This is a genomic window from Chitinophaga sp. OAE865, from assembly GCF_040546735.1.
Lineage (GTDB): Bacteria > Bacteroidota > Bacteroidia > Chitinophagales > Chitinophagaceae > Chitinophaga > Chitinophaga polysaccharea_A.
The window spans coordinates 5,914,050-5,933,497 of sequence record NZ_JBEPOF010000001.1; the positions used below are offsets into that span (position 1 = coordinate 5,914,050).

Annotated in this window: 12 protein-coding genes; 4 read left to right on the forward strand and 8 right to left on the reverse strand. The window is 47.8% G+C overall.

Translation table 11 applies throughout. From position 1 onward, the window contains the following. Positions 1 to 3 precede the first annotated feature (3 nt). Entirely contained in the window at positions 4 to 540 is a 537-nt protein-coding gene (locus tag ABIE50_RS23675) for a DUF192 domain-containing protein (protein WP_209859008.1), read from the forward strand. Positions 541 to 615: 75 nt separating this feature from the next. Here the strand turns inward: ABIE50_RS23675 and ABIE50_RS23680 are convergent, their stop codons facing one another. The 3 genes from ABIE50_RS23680 to ABIE50_RS23690 form a co-directional block, all read right to left on the reverse strand. Continuing rightward, positions 616 to 990, reverse strand: coding sequence for a GreA/GreB family elongation factor (locus ABIE50_RS23680; RefSeq protein ID WP_209859006.1), 375 nt, complete (start codon positions 988 to 990; stop codon positions 616 to 618). Positions 991 to 1,007: 17 nt separating this feature from the next. Further along, positions 1,008 to 2,573 (reverse strand): FMN-binding glutamate synthase family protein, encoded by a 1,566-nt coding sequence (locus ABIE50_RS23685; protein ID WP_209859004.1) that lies wholly within the window; start codon positions 2,571 to 2,573, stop codon positions 1,008 to 1,010. A gap of 269 nt (positions 2,574 to 2,842) precedes the next feature. Further along, positions 2,843 to 5,098 (reverse strand): DUF7133 domain-containing protein, encoded by a 2,256-nt coding sequence (locus ABIE50_RS23690; RefSeq protein WP_209859002.1) that lies wholly within the window; start codon positions 5,096 to 5,098, stop codon positions 2,843 to 2,845. 194 nt (positions 5,099 to 5,292) lie between these two features. Here ABIE50_RS23690 and ABIE50_RS23695 point away from each other — a divergent pair, with 194 nt between their 5' ends. Continuing rightward, positions 5,293 to 6,558 carry a NupC/NupG family nucleoside CNT transporter gene (locus tag ABIE50_RS23695; RefSeq protein ID WP_209859000.1) on the forward strand — a complete coding sequence of 422 codons (1,266 nt, stop codon included), beginning with the start codon at positions 5,293 to 5,295 and terminating at the stop codon, positions 6,556 to 6,558. A gap of 311 nt (positions 6,559 to 6,869) precedes the next feature. Here the strand turns inward: ABIE50_RS23695 and ABIE50_RS23700 are convergent, their stop codons facing one another. Together ABIE50_RS23700 and smc are read right to left on the reverse strand one after the other, a co-directional pair. After that, positions 6,870 to 7,265, reverse strand: a complete 396-nt coding sequence (locus tag ABIE50_RS23700; RefSeq protein WP_209858998.1) for a DUF4259 domain-containing protein — start codon at positions 7,263 to 7,265, stop codon at positions 6,870 to 6,872. Between the two features lie 77 nt (positions 7,266 to 7,342). Then, positions 7,343 to 10,873 (reverse strand): chromosome segregation protein SMC, encoded by a 3,531-nt coding sequence (gene smc, locus ABIE50_RS23705; protein ID WP_209858996.1) that lies wholly within the window; start codon positions 10,871 to 10,873, stop codon positions 7,343 to 7,345. A 513-nt stretch (positions 10,874 to 11,386) separates the two neighbouring features. On the opposite strand from smc, the gene ABIE50_RS23710 reads away from it, so the two are divergent. After that, positions 11,387 to 13,618 (forward strand): FUSC family protein, encoded by a 2,232-nt coding sequence (locus ABIE50_RS23710; RefSeq protein ID WP_209858994.1) that lies wholly within the window; start codon positions 11,387 to 11,389, stop codon positions 13,616 to 13,618. 241 nt (positions 13,619 to 13,859) lie between these two features. Here the strand turns inward: ABIE50_RS23710 and bshC are convergent, their stop codons facing one another. Continuing rightward, positions 13,860 to 15,443, reverse strand: coding sequence for a bacillithiol biosynthesis cysteine-adding enzyme BshC (gene bshC, locus ABIE50_RS23715; protein WP_209858992.1), 1,584 nt, complete (start codon positions 15,441 to 15,443; stop codon positions 13,860 to 13,862). 206 nt (positions 15,444 to 15,649) lie between these two features. Here bshC and ABIE50_RS23720 point away from each other — a divergent pair, with 206 nt between their 5' ends. Beyond that, on the forward strand, positions 15,650 to 16,651 hold the full coding sequence (locus ABIE50_RS23720) for a glycosyltransferase family 4 protein (RefSeq protein WP_209858990.1): 1,002 nt from the start codon (positions 15,650 to 15,652) through the stop codon (positions 16,649 to 16,651). 3 nt (positions 16,652 to 16,654) lie between these two features. Here the strand turns inward: ABIE50_RS23720 and ABIE50_RS23725 are convergent, their stop codons facing one another. Beyond that, positions 16,655 to 18,124 carry a glycoside hydrolase family 130 protein gene (locus ABIE50_RS23725; protein WP_142688551.1) on the reverse strand — a complete coding sequence of 490 codons (1,470 nt, stop codon included), beginning with the start codon at positions 18,122 to 18,124 and terminating at the stop codon, positions 16,655 to 16,657. Between the two features lie 14 nt (positions 18,125 to 18,138). Continuing rightward, positions 18,139 to 19,410, reverse strand: a complete 1,272-nt coding sequence (locus ABIE50_RS23730) for a glucose-1-phosphate adenylyltransferase (RefSeq protein ID WP_209858988.1) — start codon at positions 19,408 to 19,410, stop codon at positions 18,139 to 18,141. Positions 19,411 to 19,448: the final 38 nt, after the last annotated feature.

Sequence of the window (19,448 nt, forward strand, 5' to 3'; positions counted from 1 at the left end):
CTTATGCAATTACACCTGAAATGTATATTGATAGCCAGTTTGTACGTAGCCGGCTGTCACCAGAACAACAGTAATAACAATACCGGTTCCGCCTCCTCCGATGCGGGAACTGCTGTAACTACTACGGAAGTTACTGGTGAAACCTCCAACGGCATTGAGTTCAAAAAACAGGGCACCCTTGCATTCATTTCCAAAACCGGTGCTGATACCCTGCGGAAAATCGATATTCAACTGGCGCAAACAGACGAGCAGCGGGCCGACGGGCTGATGTACCGTAAATCCATGACAGACGACCAGGGCATGCTTTTTATTTTCCCTGATATGGAGGAACGCGCGTTCTGGATGAAAAACACCTACATCTCCCTTGATATTATTTACATAGCAGATAATATGGAAATCGTGTCTATCCAGAAATATGCTACTCCCCTTTCAGAGGAAAGTCTTCCCTCTTTCAAAAAAGCGAAATATGTGCTGGAAGTGAATGGTGGGTTCTCCGATAAATATCATATCAAATACGGCGATAAAATAACTTATCAATAAAAAAGGAAGCCCTGGCAGACGCCAGGGCTTTTTTTGCTTTGATACATATTTGATCGCTAACACTAATAGCCTTTTCTATACGTTTACCTCCGCATTCACCACATCCAGTATGTGTAGCTGCGTTTTTCCCGCAGGCACTTCCCAATCTATTACATCACCGGTGCTGTATCCCAGTAAGGCTGTGCCTATGGGAGAAAGGATCGATAATTTGCCCAGCTGTAAATTGCTGGCAGCCGGCAATACCAGCTGTACATTCCTGATAGCCCCACTACGCTCATCCCTGAACCGCAGGGTAGAGTTTACCTGCACTACATCGGCAGGTACCTTGCCTTTCCTGATAGTGGCCCTCTCGAGCTCTTCTTTCAGTTTGTCTGTACCCGGTGCATGATAGCACAGGGTTTTAAGGATTTCGTAATCATGTTGGGACACAATGATCTGCTTCTTTTTCATGATAGCCGGGTTTTATGTCAGTTGTTTACAGATGGCCCCGGGTACAACAATGCGCCTGCTTTGCTGTTATGGTCCGGGGCATATATTTCTTCATAAGATCGTATATCCGTTCTGGTTACACGCCTGTACAGGGCCGCAGGGTCTACCTTCTCCGCGGAAGCAAATCCGCAGGCCCCCATCAGTTCTGCCAGTGCGGCAATGGTATTGCGGTGATAATTGGCTACCCGTACTTTTTTGTCGGCCACATTTACACCCTGGTACAAATGCGGATCCTGTGTAGCCACGCCCACAGGGCAGTTGCCACTGTCGCATTGCAGCGCCTGGATACAACCCAGGGCCAGCATCATTCCCCGTGCGCTGTAGCAGGCATCAGCCCCCATGGCCAGCACTTTCAGGATATCGAAGCCGGTAATTATTTTTCCGCTGGCAATAATGCGTATATGTTGCTTCAATTTGTGATGTTTCAGCAGGTTAACTACCAGCGCCAGGGCATCATATAATGGCATACCGATGGAATCCGTGAATTCCAGCGGAGCTGCGCCGGTACCGCCTTCGGCGCCGTCTACTGTGATAAAATCGGGGTAAATACCTGTATTTATCATGGCTGTACAGATACGCTCAAATTCATCGGCACGCCCTACGCATAGCTTAAACCCTACGGGCTTGCCACCGGAAAGCTTACGCAGCTGCTGTAAAAAAACCAGCATTTCGTATTCATTGCTAAAGGCGGTATGGCCGGCAGGCGATAATACGCTTACCCCCGGCTTTACTTTACGGATGCCCGCAATTTCAGGTGTGTTTTTGGCGGCCGGCAATACGCCGCCCTTACCCGGTTTAGCGCCCTGGCTCAGTTTCACTTCAATCATTTTTACAGCCGGTTCTGCTGCTGCTGCGGCAAATACGTCCGGGGAAAAGTTGCCGCTTTCATCCCGGCAGCCGAAGTAACCCGTACCGATCTGCCAGATAAGGTGGCCTCCATGTTGCAGGTGGTAAGGGCTGATCCCGCCCTCTCCTGTATTGTGCGCAAAATTGCCTATCTGCGCGCCGCCATTGAGAGAGGCGATCGCTGTTTTACTCAATGCACCGTAGCTCATGGCGCTGATGTTCAGCAGGCTGGCATTATAGGGCTTGCTGCATTGTTCATTCCCTATGTTCACCCTCAGCGACTCGGGTTTTACCCTGGTGGGAAACGCCGTATGGGCAGCCCATTCATAGCCCGGTTCATACATATTTTCCAGCGCACCGAATGCCACTGTCTGTTTTACGTCTTTTGCACGCTGGTATACAACTGCACGCTGGCGGCGACTGAACGGTCGCCCGTCTGTATCGGATTCAAAAAAGTACTGCCGCATTTCCGGTCTTATCTGCTCCAGCAGGTAACGCAACCGGCCCAATAAGGGATAGTTCCGCAGCAACGCATGTTTGCCCTGCAACCGGTCGTAGATCGTGAGCAGGGTAAGACCTGCAGCCAGAGGCAATAAGATCCATCCGCTTAAATAACCACGATAAAGGCTTGCAGCAACGCTCACATCCAGCAACAGGCATAATAAATAAACTGCCCATCGTGCTATCCGATGATTCATAAAATTGATTTTATAAGATTGTTTTGGAAATACTAATGGAATAAATCTGCGCAGATGCAGTTATCCTCCCGGGTACAACACTTTGTATGCTAAAAGTTGCCCGGGCTTAATTGTTGAAGACTTTGGGGCAGGATAAGAACGGCAAAAGAAACCCGCACGTGCATTTGGAAGCACGGGGTGTATTGAGTATGGGTAATATGTAATTTGCCGGACGCAATTAATAAATAATTGTATCCGGCAAATATAAGGCATTTATTTACAACAAAAGGTTAATTCGCTAACTCGCCCGCTGTGAAAGGCTTCTGGCGGCCATTATACAACTTTCTCACCTGCTGGATATCCGCAGCGGTTACTTTATCGGCTTTGTTTTTCCAGGCGCTGCGCAGGAAGGTGAGCAGCTGTGCAATGTCTGCATCACTGAATTCATCACTGGCGCCGATGCCCGGCATATCGCCGTTTATTTCGGGCGCCTTGTACATTTTTCCATGTACTTCTACCGGGCCGGTGAGCCCGAATAATACAATAGAAATAAATGCTTTCTTATTACCGTTTACCCAGTTGCTTTCATTCAGTGGTGGCGCCATGGAGGCTATGCCTTCCCCGTTTTTACCATGACAGGTCTGGCATACGGTATTAAAGATCTTATACCCTCTTGGCAGTTCTTTCCGCAATGCTTCCATCTTTTTAGCATTGGCTTTACTGTCCATATTCTTCAGCACCTGTTGCAGCTGCCGGCGCAATACCAGCGCGGTATCGGGATTCCAGGCAATTACCTGTTTCAGTAAGGCCTCTTCCCTGTTGGCGGCGTTGTTTACCAGCGCAGCTGCCACATAACGGTCAGGGGCATACGATTTTATCATCTTATCTTCCAGGCGGGTGGCTGCTGCTTTGTCCAGTTTGCCTACTGCCGGTAATATATATGTTACCGCCGGCGCCAGGTAAGGGTTGTTTGATAAGGAATCCAGCGCTGCTACAGTTGCTTTGATGTTGCTGCTGTTCAATACAGACGGTAACGCTGCCAGCCCCTGCATCTTCAGACCGGCGTCTGTTTGTTGCCAGATCCAGCTGATATCCTCTGCGGTAAGGCTGTGCAACCCTTCCAGGGTCCAGAGGGCGTGGATCCGGGTGAGCGGATGTGCAGCGTCTTTGAGCATGGTTCGCAGTTCGGGGGCCATGGCTGTTAAGTGCTGATCAATGATGAGTTGCTGCGCTTTATCTCTCAAAATACCGTTTTCATTACCCAGCATTTTACCGAGGAAAGCAGGCGTAAGCTCAAACGTTACCGGCTGAGGCTTGCTACCGGCTGGAACGATCCGGTAAATACGGCCGCAGTTCAGGGGCAGCGTAAGGTTACGCATCTTTATTTCATTCTTCAGGTAGTCTGTAAGGTAGGTTTTGTGCTGCAGGATGCCACGGTACATATCGGCGATGTACAAGGCCCCGTCAGGACCTGTGCGCAGGTCCACCGGGCGGAAACGCTCGTCTGTGCTGGCGAGGAATTCCTTTCCCTTGTAGGCCTGCACGCCTTTCACAATATAGCTGCTGTCCGACAAAATATTCCTTTTGATCAGGTTGGCGGAGGGCTCTGCTACAAACGCATTGCCTGCATAAGCAGCAGGCAGCAGGTTGCCGCGATAGATCACAGGGCCACAGGCTGCAGTAAAATTTACCAGGCGCAGACTGTCGTCCAGCGTACCCTTCTGGTAACCACGGTTTACGCCGGGTGTTGGATGGGCAGGATAAGTGCGGTTATCGGGCACTATTTTCTGGTCGAAGCCCGCTGCATTATTCTGCAGGGGATTAGTGCCGCCCAAGCCGGGTGAAAAATAATCACCCAGGAGGTTTTCGGAATTGTTATTATAATAAAGACGGCCGCGATCATCCTGGGTAATTCCCCATTGACCCCGGAAATGGGTAGGTTCTTTTAACCACTTATTTCCTGCCTTACGGTAACGCCTATCCGATTTTGCATTATAGATCCAGTTATCCATTGCGCGCAGCAGGCCATTGGGCTGGTGCTCCACATTTCCGCCAGCGGCATATTGATCATCCACCAGGGTTTTCTTACCGGGTTTATCGCCGTTATTTTCTATAAACCAAAGCTGCGGAGGCGTAGCTACCAGTACCCCGTTCTCTATCAGGCATATGGCTCTTGGCAGTACCAGTGAATCAAGGAAAACGGTACGTTTATCCATTACGCCATCACTGTTGGTATCTTCCAGTATCACTATTTTCCCGTCTGGTTTATCTTCCCCGGTGCCGGCGGTATCGGGCATAAAGCCGGTCATTTCCACTACCCACATGCGGCCACGCTCATCAAACGACATGGCCACCGGCGCCACTACCATAGGTTCCGCGGCTACCAGCTGTACTTCCAGGCCATTGTCGACCTGCATCTGGCCAATAGCTGTTTTGGCATCCAGTACGGGTGAAGTGGCAAACTGCTCCCGCATGGCAATAGAATCTTTTCTGTGCTTGTCTCCGTCCTTTGGCTGATTCCCTTGCCCACAGGCAAATAGAGCCATGCATAACGTGGTGATTAAACGATAGTGAATACGCTGCATTTGGTTTATCATTCGATTGCGAAAGCACTAAAAATACATTTCTAAATATATTTTTTTCGAAAAATTATATGAGTGAAAGATCAACTATCTGCACCACGTCAAAAAAACTTATCTTCGTCGCTTCATTGCATACATTTTACGATTTATTTGCATTTATGGAACGCTTTCAGGGCATCATAGGCATTGTACTTATTTTGGGTATAGCCTTTCTATTTTCCAATAACAGAAGTAAGATCAATTACAGGCTGGTATTCAGTGGTATTGGCTTACAGGTATTGATAGGTTTCCTGGTATTTAAGGTGCCCCCTATTACCTGGTTCTTCCAACGGGTAGGAGATGCGATGGGGAAGCTGGAAGCCTTTGCCCGTAAAGGTGCGGCCTTTGTGTATGGCGGCATTGGCGTATCCCAGCCGGATGGCACGGGATTAAAGGACTACGCCGCCGGTGGTTTTGTATTTGCTTTTAATGTAACATCTACCATCATCCTGGTATGTGTGCTGGTAGCGGTTTTGTATCATTACGGTATCATGCAGCGCGTAGTAGCAGTAATCGCCCGGGCTATGAATTACGTGATGCGTGTTAGCGGCGCGGAAGCGCTGAGCAATGTGGCAAGCGCATTTGTAGGACAGGTAGAAGCGCAGGTAATGATCCGTCCGTACTTATCGAGTATGACCAAGAGCGAGATCCTGGCATCTATGAGTGGAAGCCTGGCCTGTATTGCGGGCGGTATCCTGGTGGTATATGTGAACATGGGACTGCAGGCAGGATTGCATATTGCGCCCTTCCTTATCACAGCCAGTCTTATGGCGGCGCCGGGCGCACTGGTGATCTCCAAGATCGTTTTCCCGGAAACAGAAGAAAGCGTAACCATGGGCCGCGTAAAGATGGAAGTAAAGAGTAATTATACCAACGTGATAGACGCCATTTCACACGGCGCAGGCGATGGCTTTAAAATAGCCATGAACGTAATTGCCATGCTGATCGGGTTTATTGCTTTTATTGCGCTGATCGACTGGATCCTGATCCATATCGGTCATATTTTCGATCCCGGTTTTAACCTCAGCCTCGACTGGATTTTCGGAAAAGTATTTATGCCAATGGCCTGGGCCATGGGTGTGCCACAGGGAGATGTGCAGAATGTAGCTACCCTGCTGGGACAAAAACTCACCATCAACGAATTTGTGGCTTTTAAAAGTCTTACTGATAAAACCGTTCCGGTGCTGACCTCTAAAGGCATTGCCATTGTTACTATTGCTATTGCAGGCTTTGCCAATTTCAGCAGCGTAGGTATGCAGATTGGCGGTATTGGCGAGCTGGCGCCCGACAGAAGATCGGACCTGGCGAAACTGGGGCTTAAAGCGCTGTTATGCGGTACGCTGGCGTCTTATATGTCTGCTTCCATTGCGGGGATATTGATTTAGAGCGGATTTTGTCTGACTCAGGTTATGATGATTTCGCTGATTTCCCTGAATTTTTTTTGGTGTTTTGTTGATATGAGCGGATTTTGTCTTGGAACACTGATTACGCTGAATTTTTTTACCGGCGTTTTGTTGATATAAACGAATATTTTTTTACACTTTACTTATAATAATTAAGGGAGATATAAGTGAACAATCCACTTACATCTCCCTTAATTATTATAAGTAAACGCAAAAATAAAATCAAACAAAATCAGCGTAATCAGTGTTCCAAGACAAAATCCGCTGAAAGACAAGTGCCAAAGGCACTCCCCCTACTCCAAACGCTTGATCAGACCCGCCTGTACACCAGCCCATTCTTCGCCATGCCCGGCTTCTTCCCAGTAATTCTTCATTTCGGAAGCAGCTACAATTTTGTTTACTGCAGCAATCGCCTGGTTCCTGAGTGCGCGTGTACCGATGAGGTTCAGTACATCCAGCTGATCCAGCGGATCTTCAGGGAAATCTTCGCTAGGGCGGCCAACCAATGCTGCCACCAGTTCTGCAGCGGCCAGTGCCTCTTCGCAATCTGAAACTTCCAGTGTTTCGATGTTATTGATGATACGCGCCAGCGTATCAGACACCAAACCACCGTCTTTATTATCGATCAGGTCAAATATCCAATCCTGTGATCCATCATTTTCAAAATTTCTGGTGCCCCATGCGCCCATAGTGTTTACGTTTTTTTATTTTTTTAGAATAAAGAATAAAAGTAATAAACTGTCTTCACAACAACCAAACCAAGTGGCTAGTTTAAACTCCTGAAATCTACCGGAACCAGTTTACTTACCCCCGGCTCCTGCATGGTTACGCCATAGATCACGTCTACAGCGGCCATTGTTTGCTTGTTGTGTGTTACAATAATAAATTGTGAATTATCGGAAAACTTCCTGATCATGTTGGTAAATTTACCCACATTGGCATCATCCAACGGGGCATCCACCTCATCCAGGATACAGAATGGCGCCGGTTTAATCAGGTAAATGGCAAACAGCAGTGCAGTAGCCGTGAGTGTTTTTTCACCACCGGACAACTGTGTAATAGCCGCCGGGCGCTTACCTTTTGGCTTCGCGATGATTTCAATACCGGTATCTGCCAGGTTTTCCGGATCACTCAGGATCATATCGCACTGGTCTTCTTCCGTAAACAATGCTTTAAACACCCTGATAAAGTTCTCTTTCACCTGGTTAAAGGTATCCAGGAATTTCTGGTTAGCGGTTGACTCTACTTCCTGTATAGTAGCCAGCAGTGAGTCTTTCGCATTAACAAGATCCGTTTTCTGCTCCAGGATGAATTCGTAACGTTTCTTCATTTCCTGGTAAGCCTCAATGGCTGTGGGGTTAATTTCCCCCATATTTTCCATGCGCTTTTTCAATCGCTCTGCACTGCCGGTCAGTTCTTCCACGGACAGTTCGGAGCTGCGCTGCTCATCAATAATCTCATCAAGGTTCACCTTAAACTCCACGCTGAGCCTTTCCTTCATAGAGGTAAGCTGCAGTTTCAATTCGTTCACTTTATCCTTGATAGTATTCAGTTGCTGTTCCAGTTCCTGTTTGGCGCGCTGTTTTGTTCTCAGCGTGGTTTCCAGTTCCTGCAGGTGGTTACGGAAATTATAGTATTCCTGGTCTTTTTCGTTGAGGGCTTTTTCTTCTTCTTCACGCTGGCGGAACAGTTCCACGAGGCCGTCATCAGCATGGCTCAGTTTTTCTACGGCAGCAGCGATGTTGGCCACTGCATCTTCCAGTTGCGATTTGTTGCTGGTGATCTGCACATGCAGGTCTGCCAGTTGTTTGCGTTTAAATTCCAGTTCCTGTTTGAGGGCCTGTATTTTACTTTGCTGGCGGGTATGTTGCAGGTTCTGGTTATTGAACTGCACAGTGGCCATATTAAACTGCTGTTCCGCTTCCTGGGCTGTCCTGTCGGCATCAGCGATACTGTCCTGCAGTTCATTCACCCTTTCATTCAGGCTTTCCAGTTCATCTTTTACACCGGAAATACTTTCCTGGTTGGTTTCCAGCGATTGCTGCATTTCCTCCAGGCGTTTGTCGCCGGCTTCAATGAGATGATGGAAGTTTTCAATCCTGTTCTGCAGGCCGAACAGCTGGTTGCTCAGTTGGTTTACCTTTTCCCTTGCAGCATTGATATTATTTTCGTTTAACTGGCTGTTGTAGCCTAACACTTCGTCGTGTTTGCTTTGCAGCGCTACTTTCAGGCGGCCTACTACACTTTCCAGGTCTTTGATCTCTGTTTCCAGTTTTTCCAGGTTCTTGGCCCGGCCCAGCTTCTTGCCTTCAAATAGTCCTACAGAACCACCGCTGATATTGTATTTGCCACGGTGCATGCGGCCGGATTTTTCCACCAGCAGCATTCTTTCGTCTGCCACCTGGCTGAATTCCAGCCTTGTAAGGTCCTCCCCTATAAACACTTTACCCAGGAGGTAATGCCCGAGCCCCATGTATTTTTCTTCGATCTCCACTACCTCCAGCGCCGGGATAGTGCCTGCGGGCGCCAGCAGCGGCGAATAATCGGTACGGAACTGATCGAGGATAAAGAAATTGGCCTTCCCTTTCTTGTTGCTGTCGAGCAGCTGGATAGCCTGTACCGCTTCCTGTACGTTGTTTACAACATAGTAGCTCAGGTAAGGTTCCAGCAGGTTTTCCACGCAGGTGCGGTATTCTTCTTTACAAAAAAAGATATCGCTGAGGATAGGAGCGTTATTGTTCCAGTCGGGATTTTTCTTGAGGAATTTGATACTCTCTGGATAGCCTTCCAGGCTGTCGACCAGCGATTTGAGCAGGTCGAACTCGTTCTTTTTGGCATCGAGGGTACGATTTTCATCCACCAGCTTATCACGCAGCCCTTCTATATCGGACTGGGTGGCGAGGATTTTACTTTTGGTTTCTTCCTGGAAACGGACCATGTTTTCCAGTTCCGTTTTGCTGCCGGTCAGTGTTTGCTGCAATGCCTCTTTTTCTGTTTCCAGCTGGGCGATCTGCTGCTGGCGGCTGGCTTTTTCTTCCTGGAGCTGCTGCATGCTGCGTTGCAGGTTCATCACGGAAGTATCGGCAACGGCTACTTTCTTTTCCGCCTCAAACTGCTGGCGTTGCCAGCGTTGCTGGTCGTTGCGCAGGGTTTCGAGGGCTTGTTTCTTCTGATGGAAGCGTTCCTTCTTTTCCTCTACCATATCGCGGAGGGTTTCCAGTTCGTCTGCCATTGTTTCAAACACTTCCCCTTCTTCTTCCACCTGTTTCTCTGTAAATTCGATAGAGGTGGTAAGTCCCTGCAGTTGTCCTTCTGCATTATTGAGGAAGTCGCTGATATTTTTTTCCCGCTCGCGCAGATATGTGAGCTGCTGCGTGGCAAGGTTCTTATCGTTTTCCTTGGTGCGGATAGTGGAAACCAGTTCATTAAAGGATTTCTGCATGGTTTGCAGTTCCCTTTCCTTTGCTACGAAATGCAGTTTATCCTGTTCTACGGCTGCTTCTGCGCTGAGTATCTCTGTTTCCAGCGCCAGTTTGCGGTCGCTTTCATTCTGCTGGGTATCCGACAGTTCCTTGAAAGTAACGTTAAAGCCTTCCAGGGCCGCTTTGGCAAGCTCAATACTGATTTCGCGGTATTCCTTTTTTACCTCGTAGAAGCGTTCCGCCTTACGGGCCTGGCTTTCCAGTGTTTTGAGGTTGTTATTGATTTCAAACAACAGGTCCTCAATACGGTTCAGGTCACCTTCGGTGGCGTCCAGTTTGGATTTGGCTTCTTTTTTCCTGGTTTTATAGATGGAGATGCCGGCCGCCTGTTCCAGCATACGGCGACGGCTGTTTTCTTTGTCTTTGATGATATCATCCACCATGCCCAGCTCAATGATGGCATAGGAATCGGTACTTACGCCCGTGTCCATGAACAGGTTATGGATATCCTTCAGGCGGCAGGCCACGTCGTTGAGACGGTACTCGCTGTCGCCGTTCTTATAAAACTTACGTGTAATCGTCACCGTAGTGAATTCGGTGGGTAGTACGTTCTTCGTATTCTCGAAAGTGAGACTAACTTCCGCCATACCGCTTGCAGAGCGGCTTTTGGAACCGTTGAACACAAGTCCCGCCTGGTTATCAGAGCGGAGGTTGCTGATTTTGTGCTCGCCGATTACCCAGCGGATGGAGTCGATGATATTACTTTTGCCGCAACCGTTTGGCCCAATCACCCCAGTGATGCCTTCGTCGAACTGCAAAACGGTTTTATCTGCAAAACTTTTAAAGCCTTTAATTTCTAGTGTTTTTAAGCGCACGTCGTACTCCGAGGTTTTTTAAGGCGTCAAAGATATAATTTTACCCGAATCAAAAAGTAATTTAAGTGAGATGCAATAATATACAGTAATTATTTATACACAATCACTGCTTATTGCTCTCTGCCCGCAGCACGCAACTAAAGTCTAAAAGACTGGTTATAAATATAGTAAAAAGAACAATTACAATTTAATTCCCTGTGAGAAAATAACGCAGATTTTGCCTGATGCGGATTTTGTCTGACTCAATGATTTTGATGATTTTTCTGATTTTTCTGATATATTTTTCTGCCCCCCCGTTAAACTGATGCCATTCAATATTATATAATAATATAATACAATATAGAACTCCGGAATCAACATAATCATCATCCTGGTTCAGACAAAATTCCGGTTATAACAACAAAACACAGTTAAAACTCCCTAATCATTATAATCATCAAAATCACTGAGCCAGACAAAATCCGCGTAAGACAAAATCCGCTTATCTTTGCGCCATCAAAAACCCATTTACGTTTGCGTACAGAACAGCAGATCAACAACGTCAAAAATTTTCTATACAGTTATCATTTCAGCAACGGTATGCGTACCACTATCAGTGTGGTAGTGCCCTCGCTGGTATTCGCCTGGTTTGGTATGCTGGACCTGGGTATCGCGGTATCCATGGGCGCCCTGTGTACCGCCCTCAGCGACGTGCCAGGTACCATTATACACAAACGGAATGGTCTTATCATCAGTACCATCCTGATCTTCTTTACTGCGCTGGGTACAGGATTGCTAATCCCTTATGCCATCCCTATGGCCGTGTGGATAGGTATCTGCTGTTTTATGTTTGCCATGCTGCTGGTATACGGCAACCGCGGTGGCAATATAGGTACCGGCTGCCTGCTGGTACTGGTATCTATACTGGGAGAAACACAACTTACCCCGCAACTCACCCTGCTGCATGCTTCCATGGTGCTGCTGGGCAGTATTTGGTATGCTGTGCTGGCACTTACCCTCTGGCAGATCCGCCCTTATCTTAACGTACAACAGGCGCTGGGAGATTGTATCCTGCAAACTGCCCGCTACCTTGAAGTAAGGGCCAATTTTTATACCCCTGGCATCAATGTAAACGAGAACTATAAAGCCGTGCTGGCACAGCAGGTGATCGTCAATGAAAAACAGGAAAATGTACGCGAACTGCTGCTGAAAAGACGGTCCGCCCAACAAGGCACTACCAGCCTGAATAAAAGCATGGTGCTCATTTTCCTTGATATGGTAGATCTCCAGGAACAGATCATGGCATCACAAACGGACTATAATGCCCTGCAGGCCGATTTCAAAGACGAAGCCATCCTCGAGAAATTCCACCTGCTCATTATGGAGTTCGTACAGGAACTGAAGAACATAGGCATGGCCGTGGCCGCGGGCCAGCGCTCCCTGCCCAAAGCCAACCTGAAATTTGAAATGGAGAAGGTAAAACAGGCTATCGCCGATATTACCCTGAAACTACCTACCCTTAAGGAAAGAACACGCACTATTCCGCTTACCAACATCCTGCAGAACCTGCAGGATATGGCCCAGCGCATTTATAACCTGCACCGGCTTACCCGGCTGGAGCGACTGAAAGACGAATCCATAGATCCCAAACTGGAGCTGTCCAAATTCACTACCCGGCAGAAATACGACTTCGAAACATTCCGTGACAACCTCACGTTCAAATCACATATCTTCCGCCACTCCATCCGTGTGAGCCTGGCCACACTGGCAGGTTACGGGCTGGGGCTGGCCCTTCACCTGGATCGTATATACTGGATCCTGCTCACCGTAGTGGTGATCCTGAAGCCTGGCTTCGGCCTTACAAAATCCCGCAGTATACAGCGTTTAATCGGTACCGTTACCGGTGCACTATTTGCCGCCGGCCTGCTTTATATTACCCATAACGATACGGTGATATTCGTGGTAATGCTTATCTGTATCCTCGGCGCTTATAGCTTTATGAGCATCCAGTATACGCTGAGTGTATTTTTTGTAACACCGTTTATCATCTTCCTGCTGCACTTCCTCCACCCTTCCGATCTGTACAACCTGACACAGCGGGTACTGGACACCTTCATCGGCGGAGGTATTGCCTTCTTTGCGAACATGCTGCTGTGGCCTACCTGGGAACATAATTTCCTGCCGGACCATATGAAAAAGATGATGGAAGCCAACCGCAAATATTTTGAATTGGTAATGCGCGCCTACTCCAATGAACAGTTATCCATTACCGATTTCAAACTGGCCAGGAAAGACGCTTATGTAGCCGCCGCCAATCTGATGTCTGCCTTCCAGCGCATGTTATCCGAACCTAAAAGCAAACAAAAGAACGCTTCTGAAGTATACCACTACGTGGTACTGAATCATACGCTCACTTCCCACACAGCCGCCCTGGCGGCATACAGCCTTCATCACGGGGTACAGTTCCCCCGGCCGGAATACCGCGAAATTACGGATTACCTGCTCCATTATATGGACCAGCTCATACTCATGACAAACCCCGCCACCGGTGGCAGCGCGCAGCCTTCGCCTCTGATCCATGCTTTCGACAGGCTGGATGCCCACCTGGAAAGCCTGGTACATCAGCGCCAACAGGAAATCAATGATGGGAAAGGCGCTACACCCACCCGCGACGAAATGCTGGAAACGAAACAGGTGCACGACCAGCTTATGGCCATCCTGGCGTTAGTAAAAGATATGAGCAAAGCCCTGACACAAAGCGCGTAGCGAAGGGATCGCCTTCGGCGATGCGAATTTTGTCTGACTCAGGATTATGATGATTACGCTGATTACACTGATTTATTTTTCGGGATTTTAAAGGATTGAATTAATAAAAAAATAGGGAGATAAAAGCAATATTCACTTTTATCTCCCCTAATCATATATAAAATCTCAAAATAAATCAGTGTAATCAGCGTAATCATCATAATCAGTGTTCCAAAACAATCGCCGAAGGCGATCCCTCCGCTTATTCCCCCAGGATGGTGAACTGGTCGGTTACGGGAATAATCGCGTCCAGCACCCGGTCAAAGAACGCAGGGCCCTCCTGGGCATACCAGGGCAGGAAGTTTTCCTTACGCTCCTGCAATGAGCCGGCCGGGAATAGTTTATTTTTAATCTGGCGGATCTGGTCCGTTTGCCAGGCGAATTTCTTCTTCTCTGCGCGCAGGAATTTATGTTCCAGCTTACCGATCGATTTCAGCGCTTTCTTTCTTTCAGATGCCGTAGTGGCAATCAGCGTTACATCAATACTGCGGGCCTTTTCTTCCAGTGCATCAAACAATTGTTCAATGGCGGCGTATTCATCTTTCAACACCAGCGAGGCATTCGTATGGCGCTTCACATAATCGTTCACAATATCTTCCGTCCCCTTGAAAAGATCATTGGTGCTAAGTCCCAGCTTAGTAATACGTTGCCGGGATATTTCATCTGTGAGCAACAGCGAATTACGTAGCAGCAACACGGGGAATGGTACTTTATAATGTGTAAAAAGCCCCTTTAACTCCAGCCAGTAAGCTATTTCACCGCCACCACCAATAAAGGCAATGTTAGGCAGGATAGTTTCCTGGAACATGCCCCGCAAAATAACATTGGGGCTAAAGCTTTCAGGATGCGCTTCCAAAGCTGCTTCCAGGGAAGCGGCGTTGAAAGTCAACGGGGTGTGTAATACTTTCCACTGATCGCCCTCCCGCACAATGCGTTCCCTTGAGCCATCCTGTAAATAAAAAAGATTTATTTCCCGTGGATTGGCCTGTACTTTATAATGTTCTCCCAGCTTTTCAAGCGTATCACTTACAATAGCATGCGATGCCTGGTTAAGCAGTTCGTCCTTTATAACTGGAAGGTATAAACGTTTTAATGCAGCGCTGTCCGGTACCAGCGTAACCAGCCCGAACCGGCCAAACAAGGCATGTACCAGGTACAGGGTGGCTTCCTGTATATTAGCGTGTTCCAGGTAAGCTTTCTGCAGAAGGCTGATCAGCTCCTCGCTGTGAGGCGCATATCCCAGTACTTTCTTCACTTCGGCAATCAGCGCTTCCAGTCCATCAGGTTGCATACGGCCTACCGCTCCCTGCTGGGTGGTGTTCCAGGTGATGGTTTTCCCTTCAAGGTAAATGCTGCCCAGTTCTTCCAGGTCGGCATCTTCGCTGCCCATGTAATATACCGGCACAAAATGATGCTGCGGATATTGCTGCTTCAGTTCACGGCAAAGCTTAATGGTTTGCAGGATCTTGTAGGCGAAGTAAAGATAACCGGTGAAAATATTGGGCTGATGAGCGGTGCATACAGTAAAGGTAGTAGGTTGTAGCAGGGCTGTGATGTTATCCTGCACTGCCTTTACAGGCTCAAGGCCCTCGTATTGCTGTTCCAGGGCTGCTACCAGAGCGGCACGTGGCGTATTAAACTGCTGCCGGGCAGCGATGGCGGCGTTAAAATCCGGATGTACAGGAGAATAGGTATAAAATGGTCTGATCTGCGGACGTTCTGCTAAAAAATCTGTTACCAGCTGATTAAAATAACCAGTTTTCCCATAAGGAATATATTCGGGCATATTGAGTTTCGAATTACAAATTACCAATTACAAAACGATGCAGTGCCAACACATCGAAATTTTTGAATGTACGAAGTTAGGTAATTAGTCAATTGGTTGATCAGAATATTGGTTGACCGGCAATCCCCACGTTTCTTTGGCGCTTGTTTTGACAGTGATGGTGCAAACAACGCTCTGAAAAGGCGAAACCAGCAAAACACAGCATTATGAAGGTAGCAATATTATCGCCCATAGCCTGGCGCACACCGCCCAGGCATTACGGACCCTGGGAACAAATGGCATCCAACCTGGCAGAGGGGCTGGTAGCCAAAGGAATGGAGGTAACCCTTTTCGCCACCGCCGACTCGGTAACTTCCGGTGTCCTGGCCGCCATTTGCGCCAAAGGGTACGAGGAAGACCGTGAAGCTGATGCCAAAGTGAACGAGTGTATGCATATCAGTTACCTGATGGAACAGGCCCGGGATTTTGATATCATCCATAATCATTTCGATTTTCTTCCCCTCACCTACTCCAGGCTTATTAAAACGCCGATGGTAACCACCATCCACGGATTTTCCTCTCACAAAATATTACCGGTATACCAGCGGTATAATGATATAGGAAGATATGTGTCTATCAGCAACTCCGACCGCCATGTATCGCTGCATTACAAGGCCACTGTGTATAACGGGATCCGGACAGGGGATTTTGCCTTCGAGCCTGCGCCCGACAGCTATCTTTTGTATTATGGCCGCATTCATCCCGACAAAGGTGCATACGACGCGGTGCAGATAGCTCTTCACTCCCGCCGCAAACTGATCATTGCGGGGATCATACAGGATGAAGCCTATTTTAATGAGAAAGTGAAACCATATATAGATGATGAACAGATCATTTTTATCGGCGCTGTAGGCGGAGAAGAACGCAGCCAGTTGCTGGGCAAGGCCAGCGCCCTGTTACATCCTATCTACTTTAACGAACCTTTTGGGCTGAGCGTGGCAGAAGCTATGCTTTGCGGCACGCCTGTTATTGCGTATAACCGCGGCTCTATGCCGGAACTGATCCTCGACAGGAAGACAGGTTTCCTGGTAAACAATTTACAGGAAGCCGCCGCCTGTATTGAAGATCTTACGCTGATTAACCGCCACGACTGCCACCTGCACGCAAAAAATAATTTCAGTGCGGAAACCATGACAGAACAATACATCAACGTATATAATTCCTTATAGCACCTATACGCCGTCTTCTTTGATCTGTGTGAGCAGTTTATCGAGTTTAACGGTGGCAAAGCCTGATGCATAATCAGAGAGGCCGTAGGGAATGATCAGTTCATCGTTGTGAATAATAGATCCGCAGGAGTACAATACATTGGGCACGTATCCTTCTCTTTCATCTTTGTTGGGCATGAGCAGCGGCTCGCGTAAACGGCCTATTTCCTTTGTGGGATTTTCCAGGTCCAGCAGGCTGGCGCCAATGCAATAGGTACGCATAGGGCCTACACCGTGCGTGATCACCAGCCAGCCGTCCGGGGTTTCAATGGGGGAACCGCAGTTGCCCACCTGTACAAATTCCCAGGCATACTTGGGCGTATGCAGGAGCTGCGGGTTTTCCCAGATATTGATTTTATCAGAGTACATGATATACCCGTTGATGCCGTCGATCCGGGAGATCATCACATATTTGCCGTTGATCTTACGGGGAAAGAGCGCAAGGTTCTTGTTTTGCGCTCCTTCTCCGTAAAGCGGCATGATCTTGAAGTTGTAGAAATCTTTTGTTTGCAGCAGCTTGGGCTGAATGGTGATACCATCGTATGCTGTATAAGTGGCATAATAGGTAACACTGCCGTTTTCGCTGGTATATTTTACAAAGCGGGCATCTTCAATACCACGGCTTTCCGCCTCTGAATAAGGAAAAATAACGCGGTCCGACAGGTCGGTATCCAGTGAAAAATTCAGCTCGTAATAAGAATCCGCCAGCCATAGTACCCTTTCCAGGCCTTTTTTAAGGAGATGATCCACCTGGAAGCGCTGTTGCATTTCCCTGATCACCTTTTTTAAGGCGAGGTATTCGAACTGGTCTGGCAGGGAGTTCTGTATTTCACGCATCACGGAGTCCGGCAAACGGATGGATGCGGCATTCTGAAAGAACGTTTGTTTATGATAGAGGGAGTTGCGGATGATTTCCGCTTCATCTACATAATTACCGGGCGCTATCAGTGAAATTTCATTGTTCTTATCGATGATACCCGACCGGAAAGCGATAGAAGATACGTGTCCTTCCCCTACTGCCCGGAAGCTCATGATCACGCGTTTTTGTCCTTCTTCCAGCCCGCTCTGGTCCACATCCTCCACGAGGGAGGGGTTGAAAAAAGCCGCTGATTCTATGGAGTATTCATTGGTGAAATAAGAACCGGTGAGCAATTTGCGTTTGTGTGAGAGGGCTTCATAATCGATCTGCAAACCAGGAAACAGGTGTCTCAGCCGGTCTGCATGTCGTTCAAATATCCTGGTAATATTCCGGTGTCTCCGGGAAAATTCTCTTAGTATAGGCATGATCGTTACATCCACTTCAGCATCGCTCATGGCGGCTACCTGTTGAATAATGGACTTGGCCCGGGCTTCCCCGTTGAAAAAAAACCTGGCTACTACCCTTTTAAGGTCAGGATAAATCTTGGTACTCTTCCGCTCTATGGACAATCGCATGGTTATCTTGTTTGTTAAATACTGAATCCGTCTTCCAGGACAACTCCTTTTTTAACAACAACAATGCCGTCTTTTACTGTATATTTTTCAAAGTCCCCGTCAGCTAAGTGCTTTCCACCATTTATATGTACGCCGTTACCGATGCGGCAGTTTTTATCAATGATGGCATTATTGATCACGCAGTTTTCACCGATGCCCATTAAAGGTCTTCCCTCTGCGCGGGATCTTTCTATTTCATCGAGCGTTTCGTAGTAGTCGCTTCCCATAATATAGGCATTGCTGATTTCGCTGCCTTTGCCAATGCGGGTACGGATCCCCACCACTACTCTTTCCAGCTTGTCTGCCATAATAATACAACCATCAGCGATCATTGTTTTCTCCATATGGCCGGAAATTTTTGTGGGCGGCAGCATACGGGCGCGGGAATAGATAGTTTGCGACTCGTCAAAAAGGTTAAATAAGGGAATTTCATCGGTAAGACCAATATTGGCTTCGAAGAAAGACTGGATATTACCGATATCAGTCCAGTACCCTTCATATTGATAGCTGAAGATGCGCCGTTTGTTTTCGATAGCCTGCGGGATGAGCTGTTTACCAAAGTCCGCCGCTTCCGGTTGTGCATTGAGCATATCAAACAGTACCTGTCGGCTGAAAATATAAATTCCCATACTGGCAAGATATACCCGGCCTTCTTTCTGCATTTCCTCGCTTACTTCGGAAGCCCACGGAGGCAGCACAGCCTGCGAAGGTTTTTCTGTAAAGGAAACAATGGCGCCCTGTTCATCTTCCTTTAAAATACCAAAATCAGAAGCATCCCTGGCGCTTACGGGGATAGTGGCAATAGATATTTCCGCACCCGTGTCGATATGATGTTTGATCATCTTTCTGAAGTCCATCTGGTACAACTGGTCACCGGATAAAATGAGTATATATTCAAACTCAAAGTTCTCCATGTGGTGAAGGCATTGTCTTACGGCATCTGCCGTTCCCTGGTACCAGGTAGGATTATCGGGGGTTTGCTCCGCTGCCAGTATATCCACAAACCCCTTATCAAAGTTGCTGAAGTGATAGGTGTTTTTAATATGCTTGTTCAGGGAGGCGGAATTGAACTGCGTTAGTACAAAGATGCGGTTCAGCTCTGCGTTCAAACAATTGGAGATAGGAATATCCACCAGTCTGTATTTACCTGCCAGGGGCACCGCTGGTTTGGAGCGGCGACGGGTAAGCGGATACAGGCGGGTGCCGGCCCCTCCTCCGAGAATAATGGATATTACATCGTTCGTCATAATGGGAATTGGTTTTAGAAAGTCATCACTCAATTATT

Coding starts and splice junctions, on each gene's coding strand:
- ABIE50_RS23675 (WP_209859008.1), top strand. CDS start 4: ATGCAATTACACCTGAAATGTATATTGATAGCCAGTTTGTACGTAGCC.
- ABIE50_RS23680 (WP_209859006.1), bottom strand. CDS start 990: ATGAAAAAGAAGCAGATCATTGTGTCCCAACATGATTACGAAATCCTT.
- ABIE50_RS23685 (WP_209859004.1), bottom strand. CDS start 2,573: ATGAATCATCGGATAGCACGATGGGCAGTTTATTTATTATGCCTGTTG.
- ABIE50_RS23690 (WP_209859002.1), bottom strand. CDS start 5,098: ATGGCTCTATTTGCCTGTGGGCAAGGGAATCAGCCAAAGGACGGAGAC.
- ABIE50_RS23695 (WP_209859000.1), top strand. CDS start 5,293: ATGGAACGCTTTCAGGGCATCATAGGCATTGTACTTATTTTGGGTATA.
- ABIE50_RS23700 (WP_209858998.1), bottom strand. CDS start 7,265: ATGGGCGCATGGGGCACCAGAAATTTTGAAAATGATGGATCACAGGAT.
- bshC (WP_209858992.1), bottom strand. CDS start 15,443: ATGCCCGAATATATTCCTTATGGGAAAACTGGTTATTTTAATCAGCTG.
- ABIE50_RS23720 (WP_209858990.1), top strand. CDS start 15,650: ATGAAGGTAGCAATATTATCGCCCATAGCCTGGCGCACACCGCCCAGG.
- ABIE50_RS23725 (WP_142688551.1), bottom strand. CDS start 18,124: ATGCGATTGTCCATAGAGCGGAAGAGTACCAAGATTTATCCTGACCTT.
- ABIE50_RS23730 (WP_209858988.1), bottom strand. CDS start 19,410: ATGACGAACGATGTAATATCCATTATTCTCGGAGGAGGGGCCGGCACC.